The sequence below is a fragment of the Lysinibacillus sp. NPDC048646 genome (assembly GCF_050272295.1).
Lineage (GTDB): Bacteria > Bacillota > Bacilli > Bacillales_A > Planococcaceae > Lysinibacillus.
In genome coordinates, this window is sequence record NZ_JBNNLZ010000036.1 from 1 (window position 1) to 26961 (window position 26961).

Consider the following 26961-nt stretch of genomic DNA (forward strand, 5'->3'; position numbering starts at 1 on the left):
AATAGCCGTATATCTGATAAAAAAATCAATGATATACGGCTATTCGTGATGCGTACCGAAAAGGTGCGCCTATTTTTTTATAATTCGGGCTTACGTTCTTTAGTTATAATTTGTATTTTTTCACTAATTAACTTTCTCTGTGTTAAAAGTTGGTTTATATCACCTTGTTCACGTTGTTTTATTTCTAATTTTTCGTTGTGTTCTAATAAATTTTTGTTCCATTCAGATTTTTTTAGATTGTGTAATAATGTATCTTTAAAATCTGTTAAAGACTTAATTTCACTTTTCAAAATTTCATTGTGACTTGATATATAGCCTTGAACATTTGAATTTATTTGGTTTATCTCCTCTTCGTACTCAGTTCTAAACTGTTCTTTATTCAATAACTCAATATCAATCTTCAATACAGCTTGTAGCATTTCAATTTTCTTACTAATTGAATTTAACAATATTTGAAAAGCTATATTTTCTTCGGTGAATTTTTTATCACTTTCCAGTATTTCTGTGACAATAGGTATATTTATTTTTTCTTTTTGTAATTCCAATTCTTTCAAGGAAACTTCTAGACTAGATTTTTTCGATAATGTATCTTCATATTTAAGAATTTTGTATAAATTGTTATTATAGCTATTAAGTAATAAGTCTAGTTCTTGTTTTTTAATTTCTAATTCTGGAATACTTAAATCAATAAAATTCCTTAATGCATCCGGCCTTTTGGCTATATCATAAATTTGTTTTTGGGAAAACAAATTTATGTTTAATTTCTCTAAAAACATTTTTATTTCATTTGGGGGTATTTCAGTTCTTTCTCCATTCGAATATTCTACAGTTAAATCGTAATTTAGTTTACCATCGTTATAATCGAAATTTAATTTATAATTAGATTCACCATCCACAATTTTTATGCTTGATTTTGTTTGTGAAGTAAAGACTCCTAATTCTCCTGTTTTTTTACAACAAAATTCTGCATGATCTTTTAAAATATCTTCATGATTTTCTAACTCATCTATCTTATTTAAAGAATTTCGTATCATCCTTAGAATCCCTGATTTTCCAGTGCCCCTACCGCCAATAATTGTAGTTAGCTGTGGATTAAAGTTAATTACACTTGTTTCCCCTTGATTATAAATTGTATCTTCTATTTTCAATGATTTTATATATGTATTTGCATTAAATTTTGTATCCGTATTAAAATCAAAGTCATTTATAATACGGATTTTCGGCATTAATAATGCCTGTTTAAGACTTTGAATTGTAATTCCCTCATCCATTTTAATCCAAGTGAACCTACTACCGATTCCATTAAGTCCATGTTTTGAATCCTTAGGAGCAGCTGGATTATCAGAAAAAGTAAGTTTAGCTAGATCTTGATTTTTAAAAAAACTAGCAGTACTTACCCATGGATGCCAAGTTTCACGTGGTACATTATTATAGCAGCTGTCAAATAAGGTTTGTAACTCCTCATCTGTAGGAAGTCTATCTTGATATAAGAATTCATGAACAACTTGGACACCAAGAATATCTTTATGCGAACAAACACGTTCTTTATTTTGATGAGACAATGGCGATAAACCAGAAAATTGGTCTATATGAGCAGCAATGGCTATCCCATCCCTTAAACTTGCTTTTTCAGCTACCTCGAAAATACTTAGATTAGTACTAGTCAGTTCTTTAGCTCTATGTTCATCAAAGATCTCAATATAATTTAGAAATTCATTTACATAAGAGCTATCTTTTGAAGGATCAAATAAAACTAGGACATGTTGTTTTGAATCTCCACAAGTTACTTCAACACCAGGAAACACAACAATTTTCCCTTCAGCTGCTGCCTTAATTTCGTCAATGCCATTTCCAGTATTATGGTCTGTAACAGCTACACAGTGAAGCCCTTCTTCAAGACATTTTTGAACCCACTGTTCAGCCGTTACAGATTTATCAGTAAAGCATTCACTTGCAGTTGTATGTAGGTGCAAATCAGATTTATACCACCGTAAACCTTTTATTTCTTCCACATAATCATCCTCCAATAACTAATCAAACAATAATTTCCTCACTTTGGAAGTTAATCCTATTTTGATTATATCATCCAAATTAAACTTTGAAAGTGCAATTATAAGTTAAACATTAGAATCTTAGCTGATTATTTAGATGGAAATGGATAAGAAGAGATAGACGCTTACAATTAACTTTGTGAATTTAATGGACTATAAAAATAATCTCTTTACAAAAAATTGTTAAAGTAGCTTATAACAAACTACTCACTTTAATCTTCTAGCTCCAAGAATGTATCCCCAAATTTTTTACTATAACTTCTCCATAGTTCCCTAGCAAAAACCTCTACGTCCAACTCTCCATAAATCTCAAGAGTTGTTCCATCAATTTCATAAACTTCTGTAGGAGTAAGTGTGTCCCAAATGCTACGGTCTTCCAAAACTCTTCACCTTCCTTTTCCAATGTCATAGAAACTTCCATCTTAAAATAGTTGTTCTATCAACACCTTATTCTTGTATAGACAATGCCTTAGCAAACATTTCATCAGTCCATGTTCTTTCTTACCATATAACGGATGACAAATTTTATGATGCTACTTTACATATATTAAATTACCTAAATGGTAATTTAATATATTTTCACCTTTTTAGTAACAAAAGTACTTAATAATGAAGTAAATGCTAACATTTAATTAATAAATTACTTTAATAAGTGGTGATTAATTTGGGATCTTTAGGTAATCGAATTAAATATTTACGAGAAAAGAAATATATCTCAAAAAGATTTCGCCAAGCAAATTGGTGTTTCGAGTACTGTATTATCTAGGTATGAGTCCGATGATAGAAAACCTGATTACGACACATTACAATCTATTGCTGATTATTTAAATGTTAGTACCGATTACCTTCTTGGCAGAACAAACGATTTGGAATCTACAAACAATAAAGACTACACTGCCACTATAATTCATGACCCAGAACTTCAATTATGGTATAAAGAACTTCCCCAATCTACAGAAGACGATCTCCGCAAACTAAAAACTATATGGGAAGTAATTATGGACAAGCACAATTAGATATGTCATCAAATGTTATTATAAATTTGCCAATTTAGGATATATTTAATTTTGGCAAAAACAAAAGCTGCCCGTTATAATTTAAAGGGCAGCTTTTACATTTATTATTACTTTATATTTATTTAGAACAACCCTAGCGCATGTCCGTCGCTATCCACATCCATACGTAATGCAGCTGGCTGTTTTGGTAAGCCAGGCATTGTCATAATATCACCAGTTAGACATACTAAGAATCCTGCCCCTAGCTTTGGAATAACTTCGCGAATCGTTACCGTGAAGCCTTCTGGACGCCCGAGTAAAGACGGTTGGTCGGATAAAGAATATTGCGTTTTTGCCATACAAATCGGTATCACATCCCAGCCGAACTTTTCGATTTGAGCAATTTGTTTTTTCGCTTGGTCGGTAAAGTTAACGTCTTTGCCGCCATACACTTTTTGCACAATGGTACGTACTTTTTCCTCGATAGGTTCCGTTACTTCATATAAAGGTGAGAAGTTGTTTTCTTCTTGCAGTACAGCAAGCACCTGCTCCGCTAACTGAAGTCCACCTTTGCCGCCCTCTTCCCAGATATTGGTACGTGCAATACGTACATGATTCACTTTACACCAGTTCAGAACTGCCTCTAATTCTGCTTCTGTGTCCGTAATAAAGCGATTTAGCGCGATAATCGGTTCAACACCAAATGTGCGAATCGTCTCGACGTGTTTGGCTAAATTTTCGATCCCTTGTAACAGGGCTTCCACATTTTCGCCTACAAGTGATGTTTTCGCTACACCACCATGCATTTTTAACGCACGAATCGTTGCTACAAGCACTACGGCACTTGGTTTGAAGCCTGCTTTACGCGCTTTAATGTTCATGAACTTTTCAGCACCTAAATCCGAACCGAAGCCTGCTTCCGTTACAACGATATCGGCTAATTTACGTGCCGTTTGTGTCGCCATAATCGAGTTACAGCCGTGCGCAATATTGGCAAATGGACCACCATGAATAATGGCAGGTGTGCCTTCTAATGTTTGCACTAAGTTTGGTTTGAAAGCATCTTTTAATAGCAGCGTTAATGCGCCTTCTACCTGTAGGTCACGGACAAATACCGGCTCACGCTCAAATGTATAGCCGATGACGATGCTTGCAAAACGCTCGCGTAAATCTTCAATGCTTGTTGCTAAACAGAACACTGCCATAATTTCAGAAGCAACCGTAATGTCAAAGCCGTCCTCACGTGGCATGCCTTGGACAGGACCACCAAGACCAACGACTACTTTTCTTAGGGCTCGGTCATTTAAGTCCATCACACGTTTCCAAATAATACGACGTGGATCGATGTTTAAGACATTGCCTTGGTGGATATGATTATCAATAAATGCCGATAAAGCGTTATTGGCTGTTGTAATGGCGTGAAGGTCGCCAGTGAAGTGCAAATTGATATCTTCCATTGGTACAACCTGCGCGTAACCACCACCTGTGGCACCGCCTTTAACACCCATCACTGGCCCAAGAGATGGCTCACGCAATGCGACAAAAACGTTGTTATTTAATTGATGAAGGGCATCTGCAAGTCCGACTGTTACCGTCGATTTCCCTTCACCAGCTGGAGTTGGGCTAATTGCTGTTACTAATACGACCTTTGCATCCTCACCATGTGCTGTGATTTTTAATGGATCGATCTTCGCTTTATAGCGACCGTATTGTTCTAGTGCATCCTCTGGAATCCCTGCAGCTTTCGCAATTTCTGTAATAGGTTTCATAACCGCTTGACTAGCGATTTCTAGATCTGATAATGGTTGATTTTTCGTTGTCATTTGGCATCCTACTTTCTCTGTTGTTCAACTCCATTATAGACTTTATTGTGAAATAAAACATAACTAGTTATGCAACATTTCGACAATCAATTGACATCGCCAAGCAATTCAGGTATGTTCTAAGAGAAAATGCAATTATCTCATCTATCAATTATGCTGAGACTTAGTTGATATAGTTTTACATTCAAGCGCACTGGAGGCGAATGCTTATGCAGCAAGGAATCGTAAAGTGGTTCAATAATGAAAAAGGTTATGGCTTTATTGAATGTGACGATGGAGAAGATGTATTTGTACATTTTACGGGGATCCAAGAGGAAGGCTTCCGTACACTTGAAGAGAATCAAAAGGTTTCATTTGAAGTAGTGGAAGGCAATCGCGGCCCACAGGCATCAAATGTTGTGAAATTATAAGCGTGACAGGAGCTGTTCCCTAAAAGAACAGCTCCTTTTTGTTCTAAGTATGAAAATAGTTTAAGTACTTCTAGCGGCGATTTTCGTACTCTTACCGGCGTTTTCCGCTCTTCTAGCGGCGATTCCCTCACTTCTATCAGCGATACTCGCACTCCTATCAGCGATTCTCGCATTCCTATCAGCGATTCCTTCACTTCTATCAGCGATACTCGTTCAACATACTATTATGGATTGATCCAATAAAAAGCGGCTGGGAAGATTAAGGTTTCCTTTGTTCGTTCGTTATCTTTTAACGTTACCCCAAACGCACCTTCACTTTTACGGCCCAGCATCATTTTAGTGGCCTCTGCCTCTTCATAAAAGTTTAAACGCATATTCGGCAACTGTAAGGATATACATGGTGGTTGTATTTCGGGCTCGGGCAATTGTAATATTTCCTGCCATCGTTGCACCGTAGCTTTGGCATCTTGTACATAAATTTCCACGGACTCCATCGTAATAGGCTGTGCCGTTTTGATCGCGCCACTAGCCTCTAATTGCGCATAACGCTCTTCATCGCTATCTGCCCATTCGATTAAAAATGGAAAATCAATGGCTTGCTCCGGCACACCAAAGTGTAAAAGCTTCCATTTCACAACCGAGCCATCTGGCCGTGTTCGGCTACAAGCATCAGGTCCGTAAACTTCAAGTCCCAGCGTACGTAAACGAGTTGCCTCTTCTTCAATATTTGTGGACCGCAAAGCAATGCGTGAAAATCCGTAATGCTCATTATTCCCCTTAAACGTATGATGTAATGTATAAGGGTACTTCGCAGCCTCCTCAAATAGCGCTCGATCATACACAGCAATTTGCTCAATATATGTTAAGCCAAAATAACTTAGCGTATTATACGTTCCCCACATCGTGTGCTGACCACCATTCACTGTATGGATATTGCGCTTATTTAAGAAATCTTTTATATTCTCTGGTGACTGGACTTGATGAATTAAATGGTCGAAAACTAAAGTCATGATTGTGCCCCCTTTCATTCTTTTATTATATACTTTACCTGTTAGTTTTATTGGTTTAAAATAATAATAATAATTTTCTAATAGTTAAGGAGTTTTTACAGATTATGAAAACTGTATTTTACAAAGCCATCCAAGGTAGACGTTCCCCTTTTGGCTTATCGAAATCTTCGCCTATTTCCGATGAACGGTTACAAGAAGTCATTGAATTAGCGCTAAAAATTGCCCCTTGCGCATTAATTCACAAACGGGTCGCAACGTCGTGTTATGAAAGGAGCAGCTTGATACATTTTGGCAGCTCGCTTTAAATAATGCGCTAGAACAAACTGCTGTTGAGCGTATTGCATCAACAACTGCACGTTTTCATGGTTTTGCTGCAGGCTATGGAACCGTCTTATTCTTCGAAGATTATGAGGTCCCGGACAGTTACCAAGAGAAATTCCCGAAGTTAAAAGATCAATTTCCGATTTGGGCGCAGCAAGGTGCAGGTATGCTTCAATATGTAATTTGGACAGTACTAGAGCAAGAGTGATATGGTGCTAGCTTACAACACTATTACCCAGAATTGTCGGAAGAATTGCGTGCAGCTTGGCATATCGAATACACTGGCAGCTCATTGCTCAAATGCCATTTGGTGAGTCAACCGCCGAACCACGCGAAAAAGATATTGTGCCCGTGGAACAACATCTTTTTATCATAAAGTGAAACTTCAATCAGTGGGGGTTTTCCTCATCCCCACTGATTATTAGTTGAACCAATCGGGCTTTTACGGGCGGTTGATCTCCCACTTATATTTTTTGCTTCACTTAAATCTTGAAGTGGGAGTCATACGGCCCGTTTATGCGGGATAAAATAACAAGAGGTGATTGACATGACTGACAAAGTAACAGCATTTAAACAAGCTTTAGGCAATTACCCAACAGGCGTCACAGTTGTTACAGCTTATAATGACGCGAACGAACCAATTGGCTTAACGGTCAATTCCTTTACATCTGTTTCTATTGAACCATTGCTCATCTTATGGTCACTCGATAAAAGATCACAACTTCATGCGCCATTTTTAGCAGCTCCCAAATTTGCTGTCAATATTTTAGCGAGCGATCAAGCACATTTATGTACATTATTTTCGAGTAAAATTCCTGACCGTTTTGCCCAAACAACTTGGTCAACTTCCGGACATGGTTTACCGATTTTACATGATACATTATCCACATTACAATGCGAAACATTTAAGCAAGTCGATGCAGGTGACCATACAATATTCATTGGGCATGTCTTGGAAATTGATAATGCGCAAAAAGAACCACTGCTCTATCATCGTCGGCATTTAGGTCAAATTCCTACAAGTTTTTACGATTAACCTACCCCTTTATCGTAATATGCTAAGAAAAATAAGTGACTTCACTATTCATTTTACGCAGACCATTGGCTTTCGTGCAAAAAACATGCGTATAGGTCACTTCTATTTCTATTCGGAAGAGAGTTATCTCAAGTTCACACTTTGAGGTAACTCCTTTTTTTGTTGAATCAACCCACTTTCATTCATATAGCAGGAAGTTCTATCGCACAACGAGAATTCTATTGTTTGAGGAGGAATTATCTTACACAAGGAAAGGAATGTAGACAATAACAATGTTGCCCTTTAAAAAAATGCTCATCCTCATCTTAGTGGTCTTTATGACCGCCAGTTGCGCAGGTATAGAAAGACAAATAATAATCGTGGAAAAACAGTATGAAACTGGTATGTATGAGGACTTTCAGGAAATTACCAATCGAAAAAAAGTAAATGTAGTAAAAAAGATACTTCATAATGCGAAATGGCAACAGATGAAAGTAGATATGGCCAGAGAGGCTGACTATCAATTCATTTTTCAATTTGTCGATCCGAATATCCAAACAAAGGCGATCCTCTACTCCATTTGGATAAGTCCAGACAAAGACACATTAGAAGTTGTAGCAGGTGACAATCAATATGTACACCTCAACAACGAAGATTCTCAAAAGCTATTCGAAGCCCTAACAGACACGAATCTTGCCGATATCAATTAAAAAACGTCCATTTCACCATGGACGTCCCTCTCGGAATTAAGAGCTTTAAAAGTCCACTGTCCCGTATTAAATCTCGCTCATTTTTAGCATTCCCCCCTGCTTGATCTCGCGTAACGGCTGTTTCCTTAAATTTTTCCGCAAGCGAAATTGCGATTTCTTCAATACTTTTAACTACTTTTGTCGTCATTATTATTCCTCCTGTTTTTACTATGTACAATTATATTTCAAGCGTTGCTGGGTCAACCAAACACGAATATTGCGGAATACTATTATTGTCACAATCATGACAATGACACCTTTCACGAGATTGAATGGTAAAATCCCTAGAACAATCATATCTTTTAAGGCATCGCCCTTCACAGGTTCCATTCCTAAAAACAAGGTGTACATCGGTAGGAAAAGCACATAATTCAGGAGACTCATACCAACTGCCATCGAAACTGTACCTGCAAGCAAACCAATGACAAGCCCCTTACCACGCTGAATTTTTGAATAGCAGAAATACACTGGGATGATGAATAACACGCCTGTTGTAAAGTTGGCTAAATGCCCTACCGGTACACCCGTCATGCTTCCTGACAATAACCAATCCAACATATTTTTTAATAGCTCCACTAAAATCCCCGCAACTGGCCCCATCGTCATTGCTGCTAATAAGGCTGGCACATCACTAAAATCTACCTGTAGGAAACTGGGAAACGGTGGTAATGGAAAATTAAATAACATCAGTACAATAGATATACTACTCAGTACACCAATATTCATGAAATATCTTAATTTCAAAATGCTCACTCCTTTTTAAATCACTGCTAATTAAGAAACACTTCGATCAGATGGGTATTTTTTATACCTACGGATCGTACGTTGAACCAATCGGGCTTTTACAGTCAGTTCGGCGCCCGTCTTACTGACCGTTCATGCGGGTAAAAAAAAGACCACACATAAGCAAAGGGATGATCCCTGCTTATGATGTGGCCTCCAGATTTCTAGTCAGCTGCGTTTATTCGCTATTTTTTTTGTGGAAATCTTTGCTTTTCAAGTCGATTAATTTGCACAATAACACCATCTTGAATGGTGATATGCACCTCGCCAAATTGTAGATTTTGAATAGCATTGGCAATCACTTCTAATTTCTTGTCATCAACCTTTGCTGTTTGAGACATTCGATACACCCCTTCTTTTTCATACTTTTTTGTACAAAAGAGGTCAACGCATCATGATGATTCGATGGACCCCCTTATCTCTTAGAAAACTCTGCTGGATTTGGCACCGATTCATATCGGTTGCCGAGGCTTCATTGGGCCAAGTCCCTCCACCTCTCTTGATAAGGTATTACGTTTCACTTGGAAATAATTCTATAATTCTGAAAACCTATTGTCAATATAAATGTTACAAAACCTAGACGATTACTATGAAATTAAGTAAAATGGTTCATTTTGTAAAAAATATCCGTTCGCTTATAGTCAAAATTAAGCGAACGGATGTTTTTTTACTTTAGAGGGATACAGGAGAGAAAAAGCTATTCGAATCTAAACCCGCCTCGTTTATTAGTCGTTAATCTAAAAAAATCCTGCTTCGTTCGTTCGCTCAATAAGAAAAGCTGCCTTTGATTTCGGCAGCTGTGTCTTAAACTCTTACCTCCGTTCGTTAAATAATCATCTAGCTGGAACTGGCATATATTTTGTGAAATAAGCACCTAAAATCAACAAAATTACCGTAATAGACCAATTCAATAGTCCCATAAAGTCAAACCAATAAGCGAGCAGATTTGTTACAGCAATTAAATATAAACAAATTGTCGTTAAAGTACTTTTAATCCCTGTGATACCCGCTTTTTTTCTTTTTTGAACCACAACCGATATTGAAAAAATAAGTGCAATTATTAGTATAGTAGATAAAATAATCTGTACCAATTTACATTCCCCCTTCGTAGTAATCGTAAGATTTTAATTCTTTCTAAATATTCGTTGCGAAACTTATTAAGGTTCAATTCTTATTGCGTTAAACTGTTCTTATAAAACAATCGCACGCTGTTAGTTAAATAAGAAAAAAAACAGAAATTAATGAAGGTTTATATATTTCAGCGTAAAATTGTAGTCAAAAAAGCACCCGCTTATCTAGTGGGTGCGTGTTTCTTGCATTCAATTGGTGTATGTTAAAACAAAAAGCATTAAGAATCCACAAGTATAGAAATCATGTCCAATACATTGAAAAAAATGAGAACCTGTGGTAAATTTATATAGATATATGCTTAAAAATAATAATGTGCATTATATCCCTATTATAGATTATACAATATACTTTTTCGTTTGTCAATCCCAATTTTTTAAGGAGTGGTTGCTATGGATTCAGAATTTCAGCAGGAGCAAAAACGAGTGGACAGTGTAATAGAGACGATAACGCAGCAAATCAGCAAATTAGAGGAAGAAACTTCTCGGCGTCGGAACGAACTGGTTAATATACGTAAACACTTTTGGGATGAAGTCAAGGTGAATGTTGATACCTTTGACGATTATCTCGAGACCATCATCGGTTTGAGACAAGAGGCTCAAGCACTATCAGTAAGCCAAAGCACCCATAAACATGCATCCAAGAGATTGTCCACGCTGCGCCGTATGCAGAAGGCTCCCTACTTCGGTCGAATTGATTTCATCGAGGAAGGAAATTCAACTCAGGAACAATTCTATATTGGCATCTCCTCACTTATGGATGAAAGTGGAGATGATTTCCTTATCTACGACTGGAGAGCACCGGTCTCAAGTGTCTACTATGATTACCAGCCCGGCCCTGCTCAGTATGCAACACCTGGAGGCGTATTCCAAGGCATATTGGAGAAAAAGTGGCAATATCTTATCCGCGGCGGTGTTCTCCAATCCATGTTCGATACCAGCCTTACCATTGGAGACGAGATTTTACAACAGGTGCTGGGCAAAGGGACTGACAAACATATGCACAGTATAGTAGCGACCATTCAACAGGAGCAAAACCGAATTATTCGTCATGATCGTGGGAGACTGCTCATTGTTCACGGTGCAGCTGGCAGCGGCAAGACATCTGCCGCCCTACAGCGAATTGCTTATTTGCTCTACAAATATCGAGATCGTCTGAATGCTGATCAAATTATTCTATTTTCACCTAACTCAATGTTTAACAGTTATGTGTCCAATGTGCTGCCAGAACTTGGCGAAGAGAATATGCAGCAAGTCACATTTCAGGAATACTTGGATCATCGGTTAAGTAAAGCGTTTCAAGTTGAAAATCCCTACGAGCAACTGGAATATGTTTTAACTGCTACGAATACCCCCTCCTACAAGTCAAGGGTTGCGAGCATTCGATTCAAAGCATCACCCCTTTTTTTCGAAGCGATCGAATCATATAGGAAGTCGTTAGAGTTATCTGGACTGTTTTTCAAGGACTTGCTCTTCAGAGGTACGCCGATTGTTACCGCTCAACAAATAGCAGAAAGGTTTTATAGTAACGACACTTCACTCCGCTTCCATAATAGACTTGAAAAGTTAAAGGATTGGCTAATTAAGAAAATAAATGAAACCCAAAAGGCTGAACTGACGAAGCCGTGGATACAGGAAAAAATCGAGCTGCTTAGCAACGAGGATTACGATAAGGCTCATTCCTACTTAGCGAAAAAAAGCGGTTTTAGAGGAGAATCGATTGCCGACTATGAGATCGAACCTGAGGCACTTGCCCGATTGATTGTTCAACAGAAATTAAAGCCGTTACGTAAACGAGTCCAAACATTTGGTTTCATCGACATTAAGGGGATATATAAGCAGCTTTTTGCTGATCCCCTGCAGATCAAACAGTGGATAGAGGGGGAAACACCCGCGGAGTGGGCGGATATTTGTCGAGCGACGCTAGAAATGCTAGACGAAGGCAAACTATTATACGAAGATGCTACTCCGTTTTTACTTATGCAAGAGTTGATTCAAGGCTTTCAGACCAATCGCTCGATCAAGCACATTCTTGTTGACGAGGCACAGGACTATTCACCATTTCAATTCGAGTTTCTAAAACGATTGTTTCCTTCGGCAAGGATGACTGTACTAGGTGACTTTAATCAGGCGATATTCGCCCATGCCAGTGAAATGGTGGATTTTCACATCCTTAGCAGCTTATATGGACAGGATGAAACGGAAGTGATTAACATGACGCGCAGCTACCGTTCCACAAAACCGATCATCGAATTTACACGCAGACTAGTGCCAAACGGCGAACGGATTATCCCTTTCGAACGCGATGGCGAGTTGCCTGTGCTGACACAATTGCCCGATCACGCAGAACTGCACCGCTGCATTGCATCCAAAGTCGCAACTTTGCGCAGTCTTGGCTATAACAGCATTGCCATCATATGCAAATCAGCTGAGGAAAGTAAGAGTGCTTATGAAGCCTTATCCAATATCGATGATATTAAGCTCTTGAAGAACGGCTCACTTGAGTATGAACAAGGAGTTGTTGTCATACCGTCTTATTTGTCCAAAGGCATCGAATTCGAAGCTGTCATCATTTATGACGCCTCGGAGCAAGTATACGGAGCTGACAGCCAGCGCAGACTATTTTATACCGCCTGCACCAGAGCTATGCATCATTTGCAACTTTACAGTGTAGGTAAACCGACCCCATTATTGCGAAACGTCTTGCAGGAAAGTTTCATCCAGGCTTGACTTCGTTGAAATTTCAACGATAATCACATAGAGACAATCACCTAATTCAGAATAATATTATTCAGCCGAAAATATGTAAGTTTTTATTCACTGCTTACATATTTTTCGGCTTTTTTGCCTTATAAAAATACAGTTATAAGATTCACTCTTAACACAAATTAAAAAAGAAGAAAATATATTAAAAATCTCCAAATTTTCATTGGTCCTTATTTACACCTCATTGTAAACAAAAAAATCCGACACTTCCGAGATTAAATAAACAGTAGCGTCCAAAGCAAGTTCCAAAATTGAATTGCTTAAGGAATGATGTACTTCACTTTTTACCTTTACATCCTTCCCACTTTTATGAAGCGATCACAAGCTTAGGAATAAAAAACGACAGAGGAACTACAATTTTATAAAATGCCGATTCAACATTTAAAGCATAATAAAAATGCTATCTACCTTTATTCAAAAGAAAACTACAAAGGTCCTGCTGAAGATATAAACGAAGTTGAAATCAATATCATTGATATTGAAAATTATATTGAAATGAAAGAAATCCCTTCAGCAACAATTGAGTATTATACGATGGAAAAGGAGAAAGGGAATCCATTTGGACTATTCCCATTCATTCCACATTAAGTCTTGGAGAAGTCGATATTAATGGTGTAGAGATTATTATGTGGAACAAGCCCCAATAAAACGAGGAAGTTCGTTGAAAAAAGACATCCTAAATGACTAATTTAGGGTGTCCTTTTATTTAGTATTGGAGTGGCACAATTAATGAAAATCGCCCTCTCTTTATTTCAAATTCAATAATTCCGCAATTATTTCTGCACTTCCTGGTAAAAACATAAAGAATGCCAATGACATACAAAACAGCCCTACCAATAAGAAACCCATTTTTTTAACGAACAATGATTGCTTGTGCATAAATAGCCCCTTGATAACTAAAAACAATCCGAATAATAGTATGAGGAAATACCAAAAACCCATTATCTCACCCCTTTTTAAACATGAAGTTAATGGGGAATGGAAGGTTCTTCCTGCTCTTATCTAAACGCAGGCACCTTTTCTACTTCGATACTTTTCTCATCATTAGCTCAATGGGGCCTCTACCAAACAGAAAAAGAGCTCTTTTCCATAATGTTTTCTTACTTTGTTGTAGAAGTAAATGGGATTCACTGGCTCTTGCCTTGGCTGTCATCATAGCGATACCTGTACCGAAGCGTGCCCTTGGAAAAGGCTTTGGAACCCTATCATCCATGTGGGACCATTGCCCTCTGCGCCGGTAATAACACCAAAGTTTACGATCAACATACCAAACATGGCGATGGCACGAGCAAAATCAAGTCCATCAATGTTTGCTAACATGTCCCTTCGTCATCGCGATTGCTCTCTCCATACACTTTCCACAGCTTCTTTCCATATGCCTTTGTAATCTAATCTACAGCCAGTAAGCATGAAATTCCCTATATTGTCTATGACCATAGCGAGCATATGGGCTTTTGTTTCAATATTCGTATCGCTAATTGCTCCAATTTCTACAGCATAATTAAATAAATCATGATAGCTCTTTAAATAACCTGCTTGAATATCCTGAAGCCTCGTCATATATTTTTCATCCCGGGAAGCTAACAACATGTATTGATTAAAAATTTTATTGAAATGCACATCTGTCTCTTGCTCGTCAATTGATTGGTAACCAATTTCCAATAACTTGTGTTGAAAATTGGTTCTGGAAATATCACTGTAGTCAAAAATGTTCCCTCGCTCAATGTCCTTACAGATCTCCTCAAATAAATACGCGATTAATTCATCTTTGGATGTAAAATAATAGTAGATAGCAGGTTTGGATATTCCAACCTCAGTCGCAATCATCGACAGGCTCGTTTTATCAAATCCTTTGTCAGCAAACAAAATGTATGCCGTTTCTAAAATTTTATTAAATGTTTCTTCCTTATTTCGCATACAATACCTCCACATTTACCTACCGGTAAGTAAATACTATGCTAAATCAGTTTATAAATCAAGTGTTCCCAATAATAAAGTTGTTTATAAGCTAATTAAGATATGTAGTATGTAGGAGGGTGGTATGAAAATGGATTTTCATACCAGGTATTTTTTCTCTGTATAATATAAGAAAGAATATTTCGATATTAAGATAGTTAACAAACGGGTACGAAAGGCGTATCGTATGATTTATGAAATTTACAGTGACGCAAAGAGCAATGTCACAATCTTAGCAATACCAGCTTTAGGAGACCAGCAGGGGCTAAAAAAACTGTGTTGACGCACTTTCCATCTGCACAGTTTTTTAGCTAGCATAATTTGTTGGATTGTCCTTTTACGCACTAGAGATTTTATTTATCGCTGATAGAAATCACTTTTCCGCTGATAAGGACTCATTCACCGCTGATAGAGATTGTACTCGCATAAGAGAGCTTTAATTTTTTTGTAAGCATTCCATTAATGCTTTGGCTGTTTGTTCTTTGCCCATCACCTTAATGGGTTGTCCTTCAGCTGGTACAATCCAGTGTGGTTCGTCTCCACCGTATAAGGACTGTGAGCTATTCGCTACCATAAACTGTGCTTTTGCTGTGTCCATACGTAAGCGTGCACGTGTCAGTAAGAAATCTACATCACTTGTTGCTTCTAGTTTAAAGCCAACAAGGGTCACATTAGGTTGCCAGCCCTTTATTTGTCCAAGGACTTTTGGTGCTTTTTTAAAGTGGATAATCGGTGGCTCGTCTGAAGGCATTTTCCCCGCTTCCTCCATCATATTTCCTGATTGGTCATACACCTTGTCAATCACCCAATCAGAGCCAGCCGCTGCCATGATCACAATATCCACTTTTTCCTCTTGGACAGCGTGACGAACCTTATTTCCTAAATCTTCAATACCCTCAAATTGTACCGTACGCATTTTATCTTGCGATGCGGGAAGTTGCGCGAAATAGCCATGCATATACAATACATCGGCTCCAGCGGCAAGTGCTGCTTCAGCTAAATAGCACCCCATACTGCCCTTCGACAAATTCGTATGCCCTCGTACTCGATCCCATTTCTCAAGTGTTCCCCCACTTGTAATGAGTACGGTTTTCCCTTGTAATGTCCCCATACACTCACCTTTTTCTTATCAATTACGCCTCAGCGTCATTTGCGTCCGGATTTGAATTGTGCTTAGGTTAGCCTGGATGCGACGAAGTTAAACGAACATCCTAACTTGACGCCATTCAAACCAGAGGCTTTATCATGCAATAGTCGTTTAGACTGCTATTGAATGAAGATAAATATTCATGTCCTATTTTAACGTAAAACGACAAAATAACCTATTTCTTATTTTGTTCGATTAACCAAGTACTTAAAATTTCCGCAAATTTCTTAGTCACTGGTGAAGCATGATGCTTCATAGCAAGTCCAATGGTGCGATATCCCCCTTGCTTTAACGGAATGGCTTTTAATGTAGAAGGTAAACGATTAATGACTAATTGCGGTAAAATACTAATGCCTAAATGATGCGAAATCATTGAATAAATGCCCACCTCTTCCGATAATTCAAAGCGAATATTTGGCTTCACATGATACTGCTCCAAAATTACCTTGACGTCATTCGTCCCACGATAAGATGTCATGATAAATGGCATATCCTCCAGTTCAACAATATCAATCTCTGTTCTTTCATACAGTGAACTTTTCTCGGAGACAATACATAAAAGCGGGTCCTGTTGTAGCTCGATAAACTGATATTGCTCAGATTTTTGTCCATTTAAAAATCCAGCATCTACCTCTCCACTTTGTAGCCATTGTTCAATTTCATAATAATCACCTTCGCGCAGCTCTACTTGAATACCAGGAAATTGATTGTCCATAATACGTACGATTTCTGGCATCCAATTGGAAGAAATACTTGAAATAACACCGATTCGCACTTTCCCCCGCGTTACCCCATGGATATGTGCTGCCTCCTGTTGTAATAATTCTTCAGCGTCTAGTACATGACGCATGGCCCGAAGCATCGTGTGCCCTTCACTCGTTAAGGTCACACCTGCTCGGCTTCGGTGAATCAACGCAAAGCCAAATTCCTTCTCTAAGCTCGATACAGCATGGCTTACGGCCGATTGGGTTAAGCCCAATGCATCGGCTGCCTTTGTAAAGCTTTCTAGCTCCGCCACCTTATTTAAAATTTCATATTTCACTAAACTCATTTACTTTGCCCTCGACATACATGAATTTTTTTAATATTAATCATTATAAACATTCGTTTTACTAATCACAATACAAGATATATAGTAAATTTTAGTATAAAACTGTTTTAGTACACAGATTGTAGGTGCGCATAATGAGTATTCAAGGAAAAGCAAATTTATTGATGATAATTGTGACAATGTTTTGGGGATTGTCTTATACGTTTATGGTTATGGGACTTGAAACTTTGGCAGTGTATAATGTGGTGGCATTACGCTGTATCATCGCATTTTTTGCGGCAGGTGTTATCTTTTATAAACGCATGATAAAGGTCGATATCAAAACATTAAAATACGCAGCTATCCAAGGCTTTTTCTTACTCCTTGTGTTCGCACTAAGTTTATTTGGATTACAAACAACTTCCGTATCAAACGCTGGTTTTATTTTGAGCTTAACAGTTGTCCTAGTGCCTATTATCAGTAGCTTTATCGACAAAAAACTGCCGTCTAGAGCTGTTAGTTTTGCGATTATTTGTACGATGATTGGGATCACAATTTTAACTGCGCAAGGGACTTTCACATTCCAAAAAGGTGATATTTTAGTGGCGATTGCAGCACTCGGTTATTCGATTTATTTACTGTTAAACAGCAAGTTTACACGTAGCGTAGAATCGATTTCTTACGGCATCTATCAGCTTGGTTTTGCAGGTCTTTATGGACTTGTTTTAACACTACTATTCGAAGCGCCAACACTGCCAAATACAGCTGCTTCATGGCTTGCCATTATCGGGCTCGGTATCATCTGTAGTGCCTTCTGTTTCGTAGGACAAACTGTTGCACAACAGTACACTTCTGCTACACATACAGGACTCATTTTTTCCTTAGAACCAATCTTTGCTGCCATGTTTGCGATGATGTTCTTAGGTGAGGGCCTGACAGTAAAAATACTAATTGGTGGTAGCTTTATCTTAATCGGGAATTTTGTCGCACAATTTGAACATATGCATCTTTCCCGCTTTCTTAAAAAGCAGGCCCAGGAAAAAGTTATGCATTAATGTGCCGTTTGCGGCGAACTTTCATGTACAAGCGGCGAAATCTGGGGTTAAAACCGGCGATACTCACTATTCAAATGGCGATACCGCAAAACACACTCATATCGAAACGAAAAACCAGCGTGATGACACAGCCATCACGCTGGTTTTTCATTTATCTTAGCCCGTTGATTGAAAATTTCAGACAAGGCAATACTATAAAGTAAATCTCGATCAGTGAGGGTTTTCTTCATCCCCACAATAAATAGAGGAACACAAGCTAAAACCTTCACATCCTGTGAAAAAGCTTGTGTGACCAACATCCTGTTGCTGCCGCTTCGCTTTCGCACATAAAACATCTGTTGCTGCCGCTTCGCTTTCGCACAAAAAACATCTGTTGCTGCCGCTTCGCTTTCGCACATAAAACATCTGTCGCTGCCGCTTCGCTTTCGCACATAAAACATCTGTTGCCCCAAACCAATCGGGCTTTTACGGTCAGTTGCTCACCCATCTTACTGACCGTTATAGCGGGACTTAGAAATGAGGAGGCTTTTATTGATGATTAACAAAAGTATTCAGCCCATACATATATACTGCCTATTATTTTTATCTGTTAGTTTCTTGGCACAATTTATATTAATTCCCACACTATTTTCAGAAGTTGAACGTGAATCTTGGATTAGTGCTTTAGTCAGTTTACTTCCTTTTTTTGTGATTGCCCTAGTTATTTCAAGAATTTCATCTTCCTTAAATCAAAGTTCTTTACCTCATTTTATATCGGTTCATTACAATAAACCTCTTTATGTAATCGTCATTGCTTTATATGGGGTCTATATACTCTTATCCACTTTCATAACACTTAAATTTACAATGATTTGGATTGATGAAAATTTTGCATTTGAATACTCCTATCTCATAAATGTTGGATTGTTCATTCTCTTATGCTTCTATGGTTCTCTAAAAGGCATAAAGACGATTGCCATCCAATCACTAGTTGTTGGTATTATCTACATCTTATTATTTGCACTTCTTAATATCGGAAATTCAGTTAACCATGAATACCAGCTCCTATTTCCCATAAATACCGGTAATATTTCCTCAACCCTACTCGGCGTAGCATACATGTGTATTGGCATTTTAGAAATTGGTTTTATGTTATTTGTATTAATTGGGCATTCAACGGAAAAATTAAAACTTAAAGGGATTATCGTTATATCGACTTTCTTGCTACTATTAGCCTTTATCACCATTACATCGACGATCTCTGAATTTGGGATTTTTATCGCTAAAAAAATGACTTTTCCAGTTAACGAGCAGTGGAAAGTGTTATCGTTCGGTAAATATCTTACGAGGCTGGATTCATTATCCGTATTTCACATATTATCAATATCATTTATTCGCATAAGTTTGTTTATGGCTATATTAGCTTCATTTATAAAAAAAAGACGAAATCGTACACTCTTTATTTTATATCTAGGTTTAACAGTAGGATTGTTAATTCCTTGGTCTGTTTCTAGTTTTATTTTCTTTATAAATAGGGTCTACCTTCCCTCAATATTCTTGTTTTTATTCATTTTTATGATTGTTACCTATCTATTATTGCGCATGAAAAGGGGGCAAAAATTTGAACAAACATAGTAATAGGGCTATTTTATATCAAGCATTAAGTACCCAAACAGATATAAGAATCAGCCATAAATATTATGATTTCCATGAGGAAGGTCAAGAAATAATTTTTTATTACTGCCCAGGTTTAATTGATAGTGAATTGTATTTTAGTACGTTATTACCGAATGTTCGAAGACTTGCTGAACAAGGACATATGGATGATGTAAATATAATTAATCGATATTTAGAGGTTGAAGAGATACCTCATTATTTTCAAAAACTCGATGAAATAAACCGTGCTATTTTTTCTGGTTTCATCTATATCTATCACAGTCAATCAGATCATTTATACGCCATCAAGTTGGCTAAACTTCCTGAACGAGCCGTTGATGAATCAAATATGGAAGTTTCACTAAGGGGACCTCGTGATGGATTTGTAGAAAATATCGATACGAACCTTTCGTTGATACGGATGCGATTAAAAAGTAATCATTTATCTAGTAAGTGCTATTCGATTGGGCGAGATAGCAAAACAAAGGTTTTACTCCTTTATATTGATAATCTTATAAAACCGGATGTTTTTGAAAACGTCCAACAAAAGTTAGAGGCTATCGATGTAGATGTGATTACCGGCAGTTATCATATCGAAGAATTGCTTTATGATAAAACGTATACACTTTTCCCGCTACTAGATTATACAGGTAGACCCGATTTTGTCGTAAACACACTCAATCAAGGTCGTTTCGCCGTACTGGTGGATGGAAACCCAAGTTGTCTCATTGGGCCTGTAAATTTGTTACTCCTTTTAAAAGCTCCAGAAGATGATCAAGGAAGTTTTTTATATGGGAGTTTTGCCCGAATTTTAAGGATGCTTTCTTTAGTGACAAGTATCTTTTTACCTGGCTTTTGGATTGCCTTGACTGTTCATCAACTTAACCAATTACCCTTCCCATTATTAGCATCAATATCAACTTCAAAAATTGGTTTACCCGTGTCCTCTTCCATCGAAATTCTTATCATGCTGCTCTTTTTTGACCTTTTTAGAGAAGCTGGTGTACGTTTACCTAAAACTGTTGGGCAAACTGTCGCTGTTTTGGGGGGATTAATTGTTGGAGATGCTGCAATTAGAGCTGGTTTTACCTCACCATCAACATTAGTAGTGGGTGCCCTTACTGTCATTTCCAGTTATACATTAATCAATCAAAATATATTGGGAAATGTTTTTTTATTGAGAATTTTCACGTTAATAGTAGCTTCTTTTTTTGGTATGTATGGCTTTTTTTTATGTGTATTATTTCTACTCACGTATATTTGTTCATTGGAAAGTTTTGGACACCCGTACCTTTCCACACTATCCAAAGTGAACTTTCCAGATTTCATGAAAGGCTTTTTAAAAATGCCATTCAAATTTAAATCGAAAGACCATATGTACGATGCGCATCGAGATAAGGAGTGAATTTAATGGCTACTTATAAATTGATACTAAAATTTATCATTTTATTTCATATATCATGGCTATTAGTTGGCTGCTCAGGAATAAAAGAAATTCAAAGTGAAATTTATGTTACAGCTTTAGGTATTGATTATTCTGATAATAACTATCATTTATATTTTCAAGCTGTTGGTTTTAATAATATCACCGGCTCTGAACCAGACATCGCAAAAGAGCCCGCGCCTATTGTTATTGGACACGGAAAAGGCGAAACCATCCAAGAGGCTATCAATGATATTGAAAAACATGCCGTTAACCCCCTTTATTATGGGCATGTACAAGCTATATTTATTTCCAAGAATATTTTAGATGGACAACTGGATGGTTTTTTAGATTATTTTAGTAGAAACTATTATTTGCGTTACAATACTCTAATTTATGCGTATGAAAGTAATATTAAGGAAATCATGAACGTACGAGGATTATTTTATAAACCGCCCAATTTAACATTTACTTATGATCCAAAGGAACAATTATTTTTTAATACATTTTTTCCAACCATCACCGTACAAAATATCATCAAAAGATTTTATGAGCCCATTGGTTCATTAATGATTCCCTCCATAGATGTAACAGATAATTATTGGGATGAAGATAGCAACGCAAAAAAAATATTATCAATTAATGGGGCATACTTCCTTGCCAATCAAAAATTACAAGGATGGATACATGAGGAAGAACTTTCAGGGCTAGATTGGTTTAATAAAGAATTTAGTAACATGAAGCTGTCTATTAAAGAAAAGTCTGTATCGATGTCTATCGATCATATAAATCATCAAACAAAAATAGTAGATGGAAAAATGCCGAAATATGATATCAATTTACAAGTAAACGCATCCATTACAGAAAATCCAAACAATCTTGCTCGAAAAGAAATTGAACAAGAGATGAAGGCCATCATATTAGCTCAAATCCAAGGGTCATTTCAGAAAGGATTAGAAATTAATGCTGATATTTTCAATCTTTCCGAAAAAGCTTATCGTTTCAAATCCACTACATGGACTAAAGAAGAAATAAAAGACATAACGAATACTTCTATCCATCAAATCAATATAAAAGTTTTTGTGAAAGATGGAGGCGCTATAAAAATTATAAAATAAGCAATCGAGGTCCATGTTAACGCTTATCCTGCTCATTAAATTTAAGATAGTGGCTTATTACAAAACGTTGATTTATCCATATTTGCTCAACCATAGACGATATTGAGAACTCAAATTAAAGTGAACAATCATATTTAATTGCTCACTTGTTGGTCCCCGTTTTAAAACAATCGTCCACTTATCGTAAACTGCCCCCATTGTTAGATTCTCATTACTAATGGGGGGCAGAGATCTTTCAAGGCCAAACAACAATCGGTGGGAGATAAATCCCCCACCGATTAAAGTTTATAGATATCTTCTTATTTGTTCAGCTTCATTTATGCGTTCTTCAGCCTTTAAACGTTGCTCGGGTGTCTCCACATTGTCAACTGTATCATTGAATGGCGATGTTACATGTGGATCTAGCGGGTCATGACGATAACGATTTTCTTCATCATAGGTTGCTGTTGTCAGTGGCTCACTTATATCGTCCCGTTCAGCAAATAATACAATGGCACCTTGTTCGACAAGTTGCGCATAATACGCAGTTTGTCCATCAGATAAATCAAATCGTTTTAACCCCTCTGTCACAGCAGACTCTCCAGTAAACCATGATTTAACCTGGTCTATCCAATTCCCTGCCTCATGCGTTCGAACATCTGCATCCGATTTAACATCCTCTAATTGGCTTTGATCCTTTGCAATAATATGAATATCCTCTGTATGATATCCAGCCAATCGCATACTCTCTAAAATGTGCAGCATTTCCTCTTTTGTATGTGCCACCTCAATTTGTGGGTTTTGTTCATTCATCATGTTCAATTCCTCCTATGTTGTATGGCTTACTATGTTTTTACCCTGCTCGTGGGATAAGAAACGCCTGTTTTCATTTTTTCATCATATTGTAATATTTGTCATATTCTATTCTAGTTTGTCACAGTCGTTCAGGCTTTAATGGCTGAGAAATGCTTTTAACATCCAAGTATGTTTTTCAAGTGATTGGTACATCGCATTGAGTAAATCCTCTGTACGATCGTCCCCTTCCTCCGCTGCAAGCGCCATTGTTGAATTTAATGCTTTCATTAGCTTTTGGAAATCTGAGATCGTTGTTTCCACCATTTCATCAGTCGTTTCCTTCCCTGTAGCTTCTTCTATACAAGATAGCTCCAAGTGTTCTTTTAATGTGGCAACGGGCTTACCGTCTTTGGAAAGAATACGCTCTGCAATTTCATCTAAATTTAATGTCGTTTCATTATATAACTCTTCAAATTTTGCATGCAGTGTGAAGAAGGCGTTGCCCGTTACATACCAATGGTAGTTATGCAATTTTGTATAAAGTACCGAGTACGTGGCTACGAGCCTATTCAATTGCTTATTTAAGTTTTGTGTCATGTTTTCTCCTCCAATTATCATTGTTCTAGCCTTTAGTATGCGTTGCATTGTGTATTGGCTATACATCCATTTTTCCCCTACTGACAATATTTAAAACATGGAATGTACTGTACATTTGCGAACTATCTCGTTGTTTTACAAAGATCGTAAAAAGCGTCACGTATAAAGTGAAACTTCAATCAGTGGAGGTTTTCTTCCCCCCTACTGATTGAGGTGGGCGTCTTGTACCTGACGCTTCGCTTTCGGAACAAATAAATTACTGACCGTTAATGCGGGATAAAGTGAAACTTCAATCAGTAGGGGTTTTCTTCACCCCTACTGATTGTTAGTTGAACCAATCGGGCTTTTACGGTCAGTTGATCGAACACCTAGTTGACTCGTTTTCACCTTTCCACTTGAGGTGGGCGTCTTGTACCTGACGCTTCGCTTTCGGAACAAATAAATTACTGACCGTTAATGCGGGATAAAATGGGCGTGATTACACTATTAATGTACAAATCTTTTTTTCACCCGAATTAATTTCATCAATAGTTTTTCTTTTAAAATAGAAGTATCTATATGAACCCGTTGCTTTCCACTACGGCGGACGCTTTTCGCGGGTCTGGCTTCAGTCTCCTCGCCGCCTGCGCTCCAATCAACTAGTGTGCGCAAGTTGTCCGCTATTAGCTCAATCTTTATTGATATGAAAGTGAATGATGAAATTGATTCACATGACAATCAATTTGGTGTAGCTTTATAAAAAAGTTTGATTAAAATCATCTCACCTCTAAGAGAGATGTGATGATTCTTCATTGGATAGTTATGTTAATATCACTATGAAGATTGTGAAGAAATGTACTTAAACGAACGGGGCAGGTTTCTTCAATAAGCTACAATGGTTTATTGAAAATATTAATGGGTTTCAGTAACTTTGATAGTTATAATTTAAAAAGTTTTCTTTAACAAACGGAGTCTTTCGTAGAATAAGGAGTATAAAAATAATCAAACTTTTTTAAAAAAATCTCATACTTCGTTAAAAAGAGAAACTCCATTTTGATCCATCTTTATTTCAAAGCTACACTTGGAAATAGTAAAAATATTCTCTCTAATTATTTCACTTTCCGAAATAGTTTCGTTATAATGAAATTACTTACACTAAAGGGGTGTTCATACATGGAAGTTTTACCATTACGCAAAGATGTTCCACTAGAAGAAACTTGGAATTTACAGGATTTGCTTGACAATGATGCAGATTTCGAACCTACTCTGGCTCAATTGGTTGAGGAAGCTATAAACTTTGAGCGTACGTATCAGGGCACCATTACAGATCCGCAAAAAGCGATTGACGTACTAACAGCTTTTGAAGCATTGGAAAAAAAATTTGTTCCAATAGGCACTTATGCGAGTTTAAACATCCAGGCTGATCGTACGGATGATGTAGCACAAATACGTGCCGCGAAATTCAGTACGGCTGTCGGTAAAGTTAGTAGTGCACTCTCTTTTGTGCGTAGCGAACTATTATCATTGGATGAAGCACTACTCGAAGAAGCTGCTGCGTTGAGCCCTCTTTATAAGCATTATTTAAAAGAATTATTAAAACAGAAGCCACATCAATTGCAGCCCGAAGTAGAAAAAGCACTTGCGGCACTAAGTTCCACTTTTGAAGCACCCTACGAAATCTATAACACAACAAAGCTTGTCGATATGAATTTCGGTGAATTCGAGGCAAATGGCGCAAAACACCCTCTCAGCTTCGTCTTATTCGAAAATGACTATGAGCTTGAAGTAGATACAACAGTGCGTCGTGCGGCATTTGCTGCATTTTCTAGTAAGCTACGGGCTTATCAGCACACAACAGCACAGGTTTATAACACGCATATACAACAAGAAAAAACGATCACCGATTTACGTGGTTTTGACTCTGTGATTGACTATTTATTATTCGACCAAGAGGTAGATCAATCGCTCTATCATCGTCAAATTGACCTGATTACGCAAGAGCTTGCACCACATATGCGTCGTTACGCGAAGCTTATTCAACAAGCAAATGATTTAGAAAAAATGACCTTTGCTGACTTAAAAATTGCGCTTGATTCTAGCTACGATCCAAAGTTAACAATGGCTGAAGCGAAGGATTATGTGGAAAAATCTCTAGCTGTCATGGGTGAGGACTATCAAAATATGCTTGAACGCGCTTTTAACGAGCGTTGGATTGACTTTGCACCAAACAAAGGGAAATCAACAGGCGCATTCTGCTCAAGTCCATATGGCAGCCATCCATACATTCTTATGTCATGGAATGAGCGCATGAATGAGGTGTTTACACTTACGCATGAGCTAGGCCATGCAGGACATTTTGTGAATGCCCATGGACATCAATCGTATTTCAATAGTCGCCCTTCCCTGTACTTTATCGAGGCGCCATCAACGATGAATGAGATGCTATTGGCAAATTATTTATTAACGCATAACGATGACCTTCGTTTCCAACGTTGGGTGATTTCGAATATCGTATCGAAAACGTATTATCATAACTTCGTGACTCATTTACTAGAAGCTGCTTATCAGCGCAAAGTCTATGAATTAGTGGACGCAGGTGATTCTGTCAATGCGACTATCTTAAATCAATTAAAACGCACGGTCCTTGAAGATTTCTGGGGCGACACGGTGGACATTACTGAAGGTGCAGAGCTCACTTGGATGCGTCAGCCTCACTATTACATGGGCTTATATCCATACACATACAGTGCAGGTTTAACAATTTCAACACAAGTATCGCAACGCATTTTAAAAGAAGGTAGCTCCGCTGTCGATGAATGGTTAACGGTGCTACAAGCTGGTGGCACAAAATCACCTATAGAGCTTGCGCAAATGGCAGGTGTCGATGTGACAACAGATCAACCACTTCGAGATACGATTGCTTATATCGGTCATCTAATCGATGAGCTTGAACGACTAACAAAGGAAATTGAAGGATGAAGTGAAACAAACTTCAATGCAGTCTACTGTTGTAGGCTGCTTTTTTTATTTCTATCCGTCACTTTACCTGTTCTATCCGTCACTTTCTGTATTCTATCCGTCACTTTCCCTATTCTATCCACCACTTTCCCTATTCTATCCGTCACTTTTTAAGTTCTATCCGTCACTTTATTAATCATACCTCTTCAACTTCGTCTAAAATGGTTTTCTTTTTTAGT

At 37.6% G+C, this 26961-nt stretch carries 27 protein-coding genes and 1 riboswitch; of the genes, 11 read left to right on the plus strand and 16 right to left on the minus strand.

Going from position 1 to position 26961, the window contains the following annotated elements:
• Nucleotides 1–77: 77 nt before the first annotated feature.
• Together ACQKII_RS23060 and ACQKII_RS23065 are read right to left on the minus strand one after the other, a co-directional pair.
• A complete protein-coding gene (locus tag ACQKII_RS23060; RefSeq protein WP_427462777.1) occupies nucleotides 78–2012 on the minus strand; it encodes a PHP domain-containing protein in 1935 nt (644 codons plus the stop codon).
• A gap of 251 nt (nucleotides 2013–2263) precedes the next feature.
• A complete protein-coding gene (locus tag ACQKII_RS23065; RefSeq protein ID WP_427462778.1) occupies nucleotides 2264–2431 on the minus strand; it encodes a hypothetical protein in 168 nt (55 codons plus the stop codon).
• Nucleotides 2432–2743: 312 nt separating this feature from the next.
• Between ACQKII_RS23065 and ACQKII_RS23070 the strand changes: the two genes are divergently transcribed.
• Complete coding sequence (locus ACQKII_RS23070; protein WP_427462818.1) at nucleotides 2744–3067, plus strand: helix-turn-helix domain-containing protein; 324 nt, start codon at nucleotides 2744–2746, stop codon at nucleotides 3065–3067.
• A 122-nt stretch (nucleotides 3068–3189) separates the two neighbouring features.
• Here ACQKII_RS23070 and ACQKII_RS23075 read toward each other — a convergent pair whose 3' ends face one another.
• Nucleotides 3190–4869, minus strand: a complete 1680-nt coding sequence (locus ACQKII_RS23075) for a formate--tetrahydrofolate ligase (protein WP_427462779.1) — start codon at nucleotides 4867–4869, stop codon at nucleotides 3190–3192.
• A 209-nt stretch (nucleotides 4870–5078) separates the two neighbouring features.
• Between ACQKII_RS23075 and ACQKII_RS23080 the strand changes: the two genes are divergently transcribed.
• Nucleotides 5079–5279: a cold-shock protein gene (locus ACQKII_RS23080; protein ID WP_427462780.1), complete on the plus strand. Its 201-nt coding sequence runs from the start codon at nucleotides 5079–5081 to the stop codon at nucleotides 5277–5279.
• A gap of 224 nt (nucleotides 5280–5503) precedes the next feature.
• Here the strand turns inward: ACQKII_RS23080 and ACQKII_RS23085 are convergent, their stop codons facing one another.
• On the minus strand, nucleotides 5504–6289 hold the full coding sequence (locus ACQKII_RS23085; protein WP_427462781.1) for a VOC family protein: 786 nt from the start codon (nucleotides 6287–6289) through the stop codon (nucleotides 5504–5506).
• Nucleotides 6290–7157: 868 nt separating this feature from the next.
• Here ACQKII_RS23085 and ACQKII_RS23090 point away from each other — a divergent pair.
• Complete coding sequence (locus tag ACQKII_RS23090) at nucleotides 7158–7646, plus strand: flavin reductase family protein (protein ID WP_427462782.1); 489 nt, start codon at nucleotides 7158–7160, stop codon at nucleotides 7644–7646.
• Between the two features lie 272 nt (nucleotides 7647–7918).
• Nucleotides 7919–8335: a hypothetical protein gene (locus tag ACQKII_RS23095; protein WP_427462783.1), complete on the plus strand. Its 417-nt coding sequence runs from the start codon at nucleotides 7919–7921 to the stop codon at nucleotides 8333–8335.
• Here ACQKII_RS23095 and ACQKII_RS23100 read toward each other — a convergent pair.
• From ACQKII_RS23100 to ACQKII_RS23115, 4 genes are all read right to left on the minus strand, one after another.
• On the minus strand, nucleotides 8328–8522 hold the full coding sequence (locus ACQKII_RS23100) for a hypothetical protein (protein WP_427462784.1): 195 nt from the start codon (nucleotides 8520–8522) through the stop codon (nucleotides 8328–8330). The two genes, ACQKII_RS23095 and ACQKII_RS23100, sit on opposite strands and share 8 nt — an antisense overlap.
• A 20-nt stretch (nucleotides 8523–8542) precedes the next feature.
• Complete coding sequence (locus ACQKII_RS23105; protein ID WP_427462819.1) at nucleotides 8543–9100, minus strand: ECF transporter S component; 558 nt, start codon at nucleotides 9098–9100, stop codon at nucleotides 8543–8545.
• Nucleotides 9101–9342: 242 nt separating this feature from the next.
• Nucleotides 9343–9498 carry a YezD family protein gene (locus tag ACQKII_RS23110; protein ID WP_427462785.1) on the minus strand — a complete coding sequence of 52 codons (156 nt, stop codon included), beginning with the start codon at nucleotides 9496–9498 and terminating at the stop codon, nucleotides 9343–9345.
• 71 nt (nucleotides 9499–9569) lie between these two features.
• A riboswitch (SAM riboswitch) is annotated at nucleotides 9570–9666 on the minus strand.
• 324 nt (nucleotides 9667–9990) lie between these two features.
• Nucleotides 9991–10248, minus strand: a complete 258-nt coding sequence (locus ACQKII_RS23115; RefSeq protein WP_427462786.1) for a hypothetical protein — start codon at nucleotides 10246–10248, stop codon at nucleotides 9991–9993.
• 429 nt (nucleotides 10249–10677) lie between these two features.
• Between ACQKII_RS23115 and helD the strand changes: the two genes are divergently transcribed.
• Nucleotides 10678–13014 carry an RNA polymerase recycling motor HelD gene (gene helD, locus ACQKII_RS23120; RefSeq protein ID WP_427462787.1) on the plus strand — a complete coding sequence of 779 codons (2337 nt, stop codon included), beginning with the start codon at nucleotides 10678–10680 and terminating at the stop codon, nucleotides 13012–13014.
• Nucleotides 13015–13416: 402 nt separating this feature from the next.
• On the plus strand, nucleotides 13417–13638 hold the full coding sequence (locus tag ACQKII_RS23125; protein ID WP_427462788.1) for a hypothetical protein: 222 nt from the start codon (nucleotides 13417–13419) through the stop codon (nucleotides 13636–13638).
• Between the two features lie 159 nt (nucleotides 13639–13797).
• Here ACQKII_RS23125 and ACQKII_RS23130 read toward each other — a convergent pair whose 3' ends face one another.
• The 5 genes from ACQKII_RS23130 to ACQKII_RS23150 form a co-directional block, all read right to left on the minus strand.
• Complete coding sequence (locus tag ACQKII_RS23130; RefSeq protein WP_427462789.1) at nucleotides 13798–13992, minus strand: hypothetical protein; 195 nt, start codon at nucleotides 13990–13992, stop codon at nucleotides 13798–13800.
• Nucleotides 13993–14202: 210 nt separating this feature from the next.
• A complete protein-coding gene (locus ACQKII_RS23135) occupies nucleotides 14203–14370 on the minus strand; it encodes a hypothetical protein (protein ID WP_427462790.1) in 168 nt (55 codons plus the stop codon).
• A 9-nt stretch (nucleotides 14371–14379) separates the two neighbouring features.
• A complete protein-coding gene (locus ACQKII_RS23140; RefSeq protein ID WP_427462791.1) occupies nucleotides 14380–14967 on the minus strand; it encodes a TetR/AcrR family transcriptional regulator in 588 nt (195 codons plus the stop codon).
• Between the two features lie 475 nt (nucleotides 14968–15442).
• Nucleotides 15443–16117 carry a phosphopantothenoylcysteine decarboxylase gene (locus ACQKII_RS23145; protein ID WP_427462792.1) on the minus strand — a complete coding sequence of 225 codons (675 nt, stop codon included), beginning with the start codon at nucleotides 16115–16117 and terminating at the stop codon, nucleotides 15443–15445.
• A gap of 211 nt (nucleotides 16118–16328) precedes the next feature.
• Nucleotides 16329–17204, minus strand: a complete 876-nt coding sequence (locus tag ACQKII_RS23150; RefSeq protein ID WP_427462793.1) for a LysR family transcriptional regulator — start codon at nucleotides 17202–17204, stop codon at nucleotides 16329–16331.
• A 134-nt stretch (nucleotides 17205–17338) separates the two neighbouring features.
• Between ACQKII_RS23150 and ACQKII_RS23155 the strand changes: the two genes are divergently transcribed.
• Nucleotides 17339–18238 (plus strand): DMT family transporter, encoded by a 900-nt coding sequence (locus ACQKII_RS23155; RefSeq protein ID WP_427462794.1) that lies wholly within the window; start codon nucleotides 17339–17341, stop codon nucleotides 18236–18238.
• Between the two features lie 134 nt (nucleotides 18239–18372).
• On the opposite strand, the gene ACQKII_RS23160 is transcribed toward ACQKII_RS23155, so the two are convergent.
• Nucleotides 18373–18678: a hypothetical protein gene (locus ACQKII_RS23160; RefSeq protein ID WP_427462795.1), complete on the minus strand. Its 306-nt coding sequence runs from the start codon at nucleotides 18676–18678 to the stop codon at nucleotides 18373–18375.
• A 94-nt stretch (nucleotides 18679–18772) separates the two neighbouring features.
• Here ACQKII_RS23160 and ACQKII_RS23165 point away from each other — a divergent pair, with 94 nt between their 5' ends.
• The 3 genes from ACQKII_RS23165 to ACQKII_RS23175 are packed head-to-tail and all read left to right on the plus strand — an operon-like array spanning nucleotide 18773 to nucleotide 22414.
• Nucleotides 18773–19852 (plus strand): GerAB/ArcD/ProY family transporter, encoded by a 1080-nt coding sequence (locus ACQKII_RS23165; protein WP_427462796.1) that lies wholly within the window; start codon nucleotides 18773–18775, stop codon nucleotides 19850–19852.
• On the plus strand, nucleotides 19839–21278 hold the full coding sequence (locus ACQKII_RS23170; protein ID WP_427462797.1) for a spore germination protein: 1440 nt from the start codon (nucleotides 19839–19841) through the stop codon (nucleotides 21276–21278). Before ACQKII_RS23165 ends, ACQKII_RS23170 begins: the two co-directional genes overlap by 14 nt.
• Before the next feature lie 5 nt (nucleotides 21279–21283).
• Nucleotides 21284–22414, plus strand: coding sequence for a Ger(x)C family spore germination protein (locus ACQKII_RS23175; RefSeq protein ID WP_427462798.1), 1131 nt, complete (start codon nucleotides 21284–21286; stop codon nucleotides 22412–22414).
• Nucleotides 22415–22699: 285 nt separating this feature from the next.
• Here ACQKII_RS23175 and ACQKII_RS23180 read toward each other — a convergent pair whose 3' ends face one another.
• Both ACQKII_RS23180 and ACQKII_RS23185 read right to left on the minus strand, forming a co-directional pair.
• A complete protein-coding gene (locus tag ACQKII_RS23180) occupies nucleotides 22700–23209 on the minus strand; it encodes a general stress protein (protein WP_427462799.1) in 510 nt (169 codons plus the stop codon).
• 135 nt (nucleotides 23210–23344) lie between these two features.
• Nucleotides 23345–23785 carry a Dps family protein gene (locus tag ACQKII_RS23185; protein ID WP_427462800.1) on the minus strand — a complete coding sequence of 147 codons (441 nt, stop codon included), beginning with the start codon at nucleotides 23783–23785 and terminating at the stop codon, nucleotides 23345–23347.
• A 1152-nt stretch (nucleotides 23786–24937) separates the two neighbouring features.
• Between ACQKII_RS23185 and pepF the strand changes: the two genes are divergently transcribed.
• On the plus strand, nucleotides 24938–26743 hold the full coding sequence (gene pepF / locus ACQKII_RS23190; protein ID WP_427462801.1) for an oligoendopeptidase F: 1806 nt from the start codon (nucleotides 24938–24940) through the stop codon (nucleotides 26741–26743).
• Nucleotides 26744–26961 lie beyond the last annotated feature (218 nt).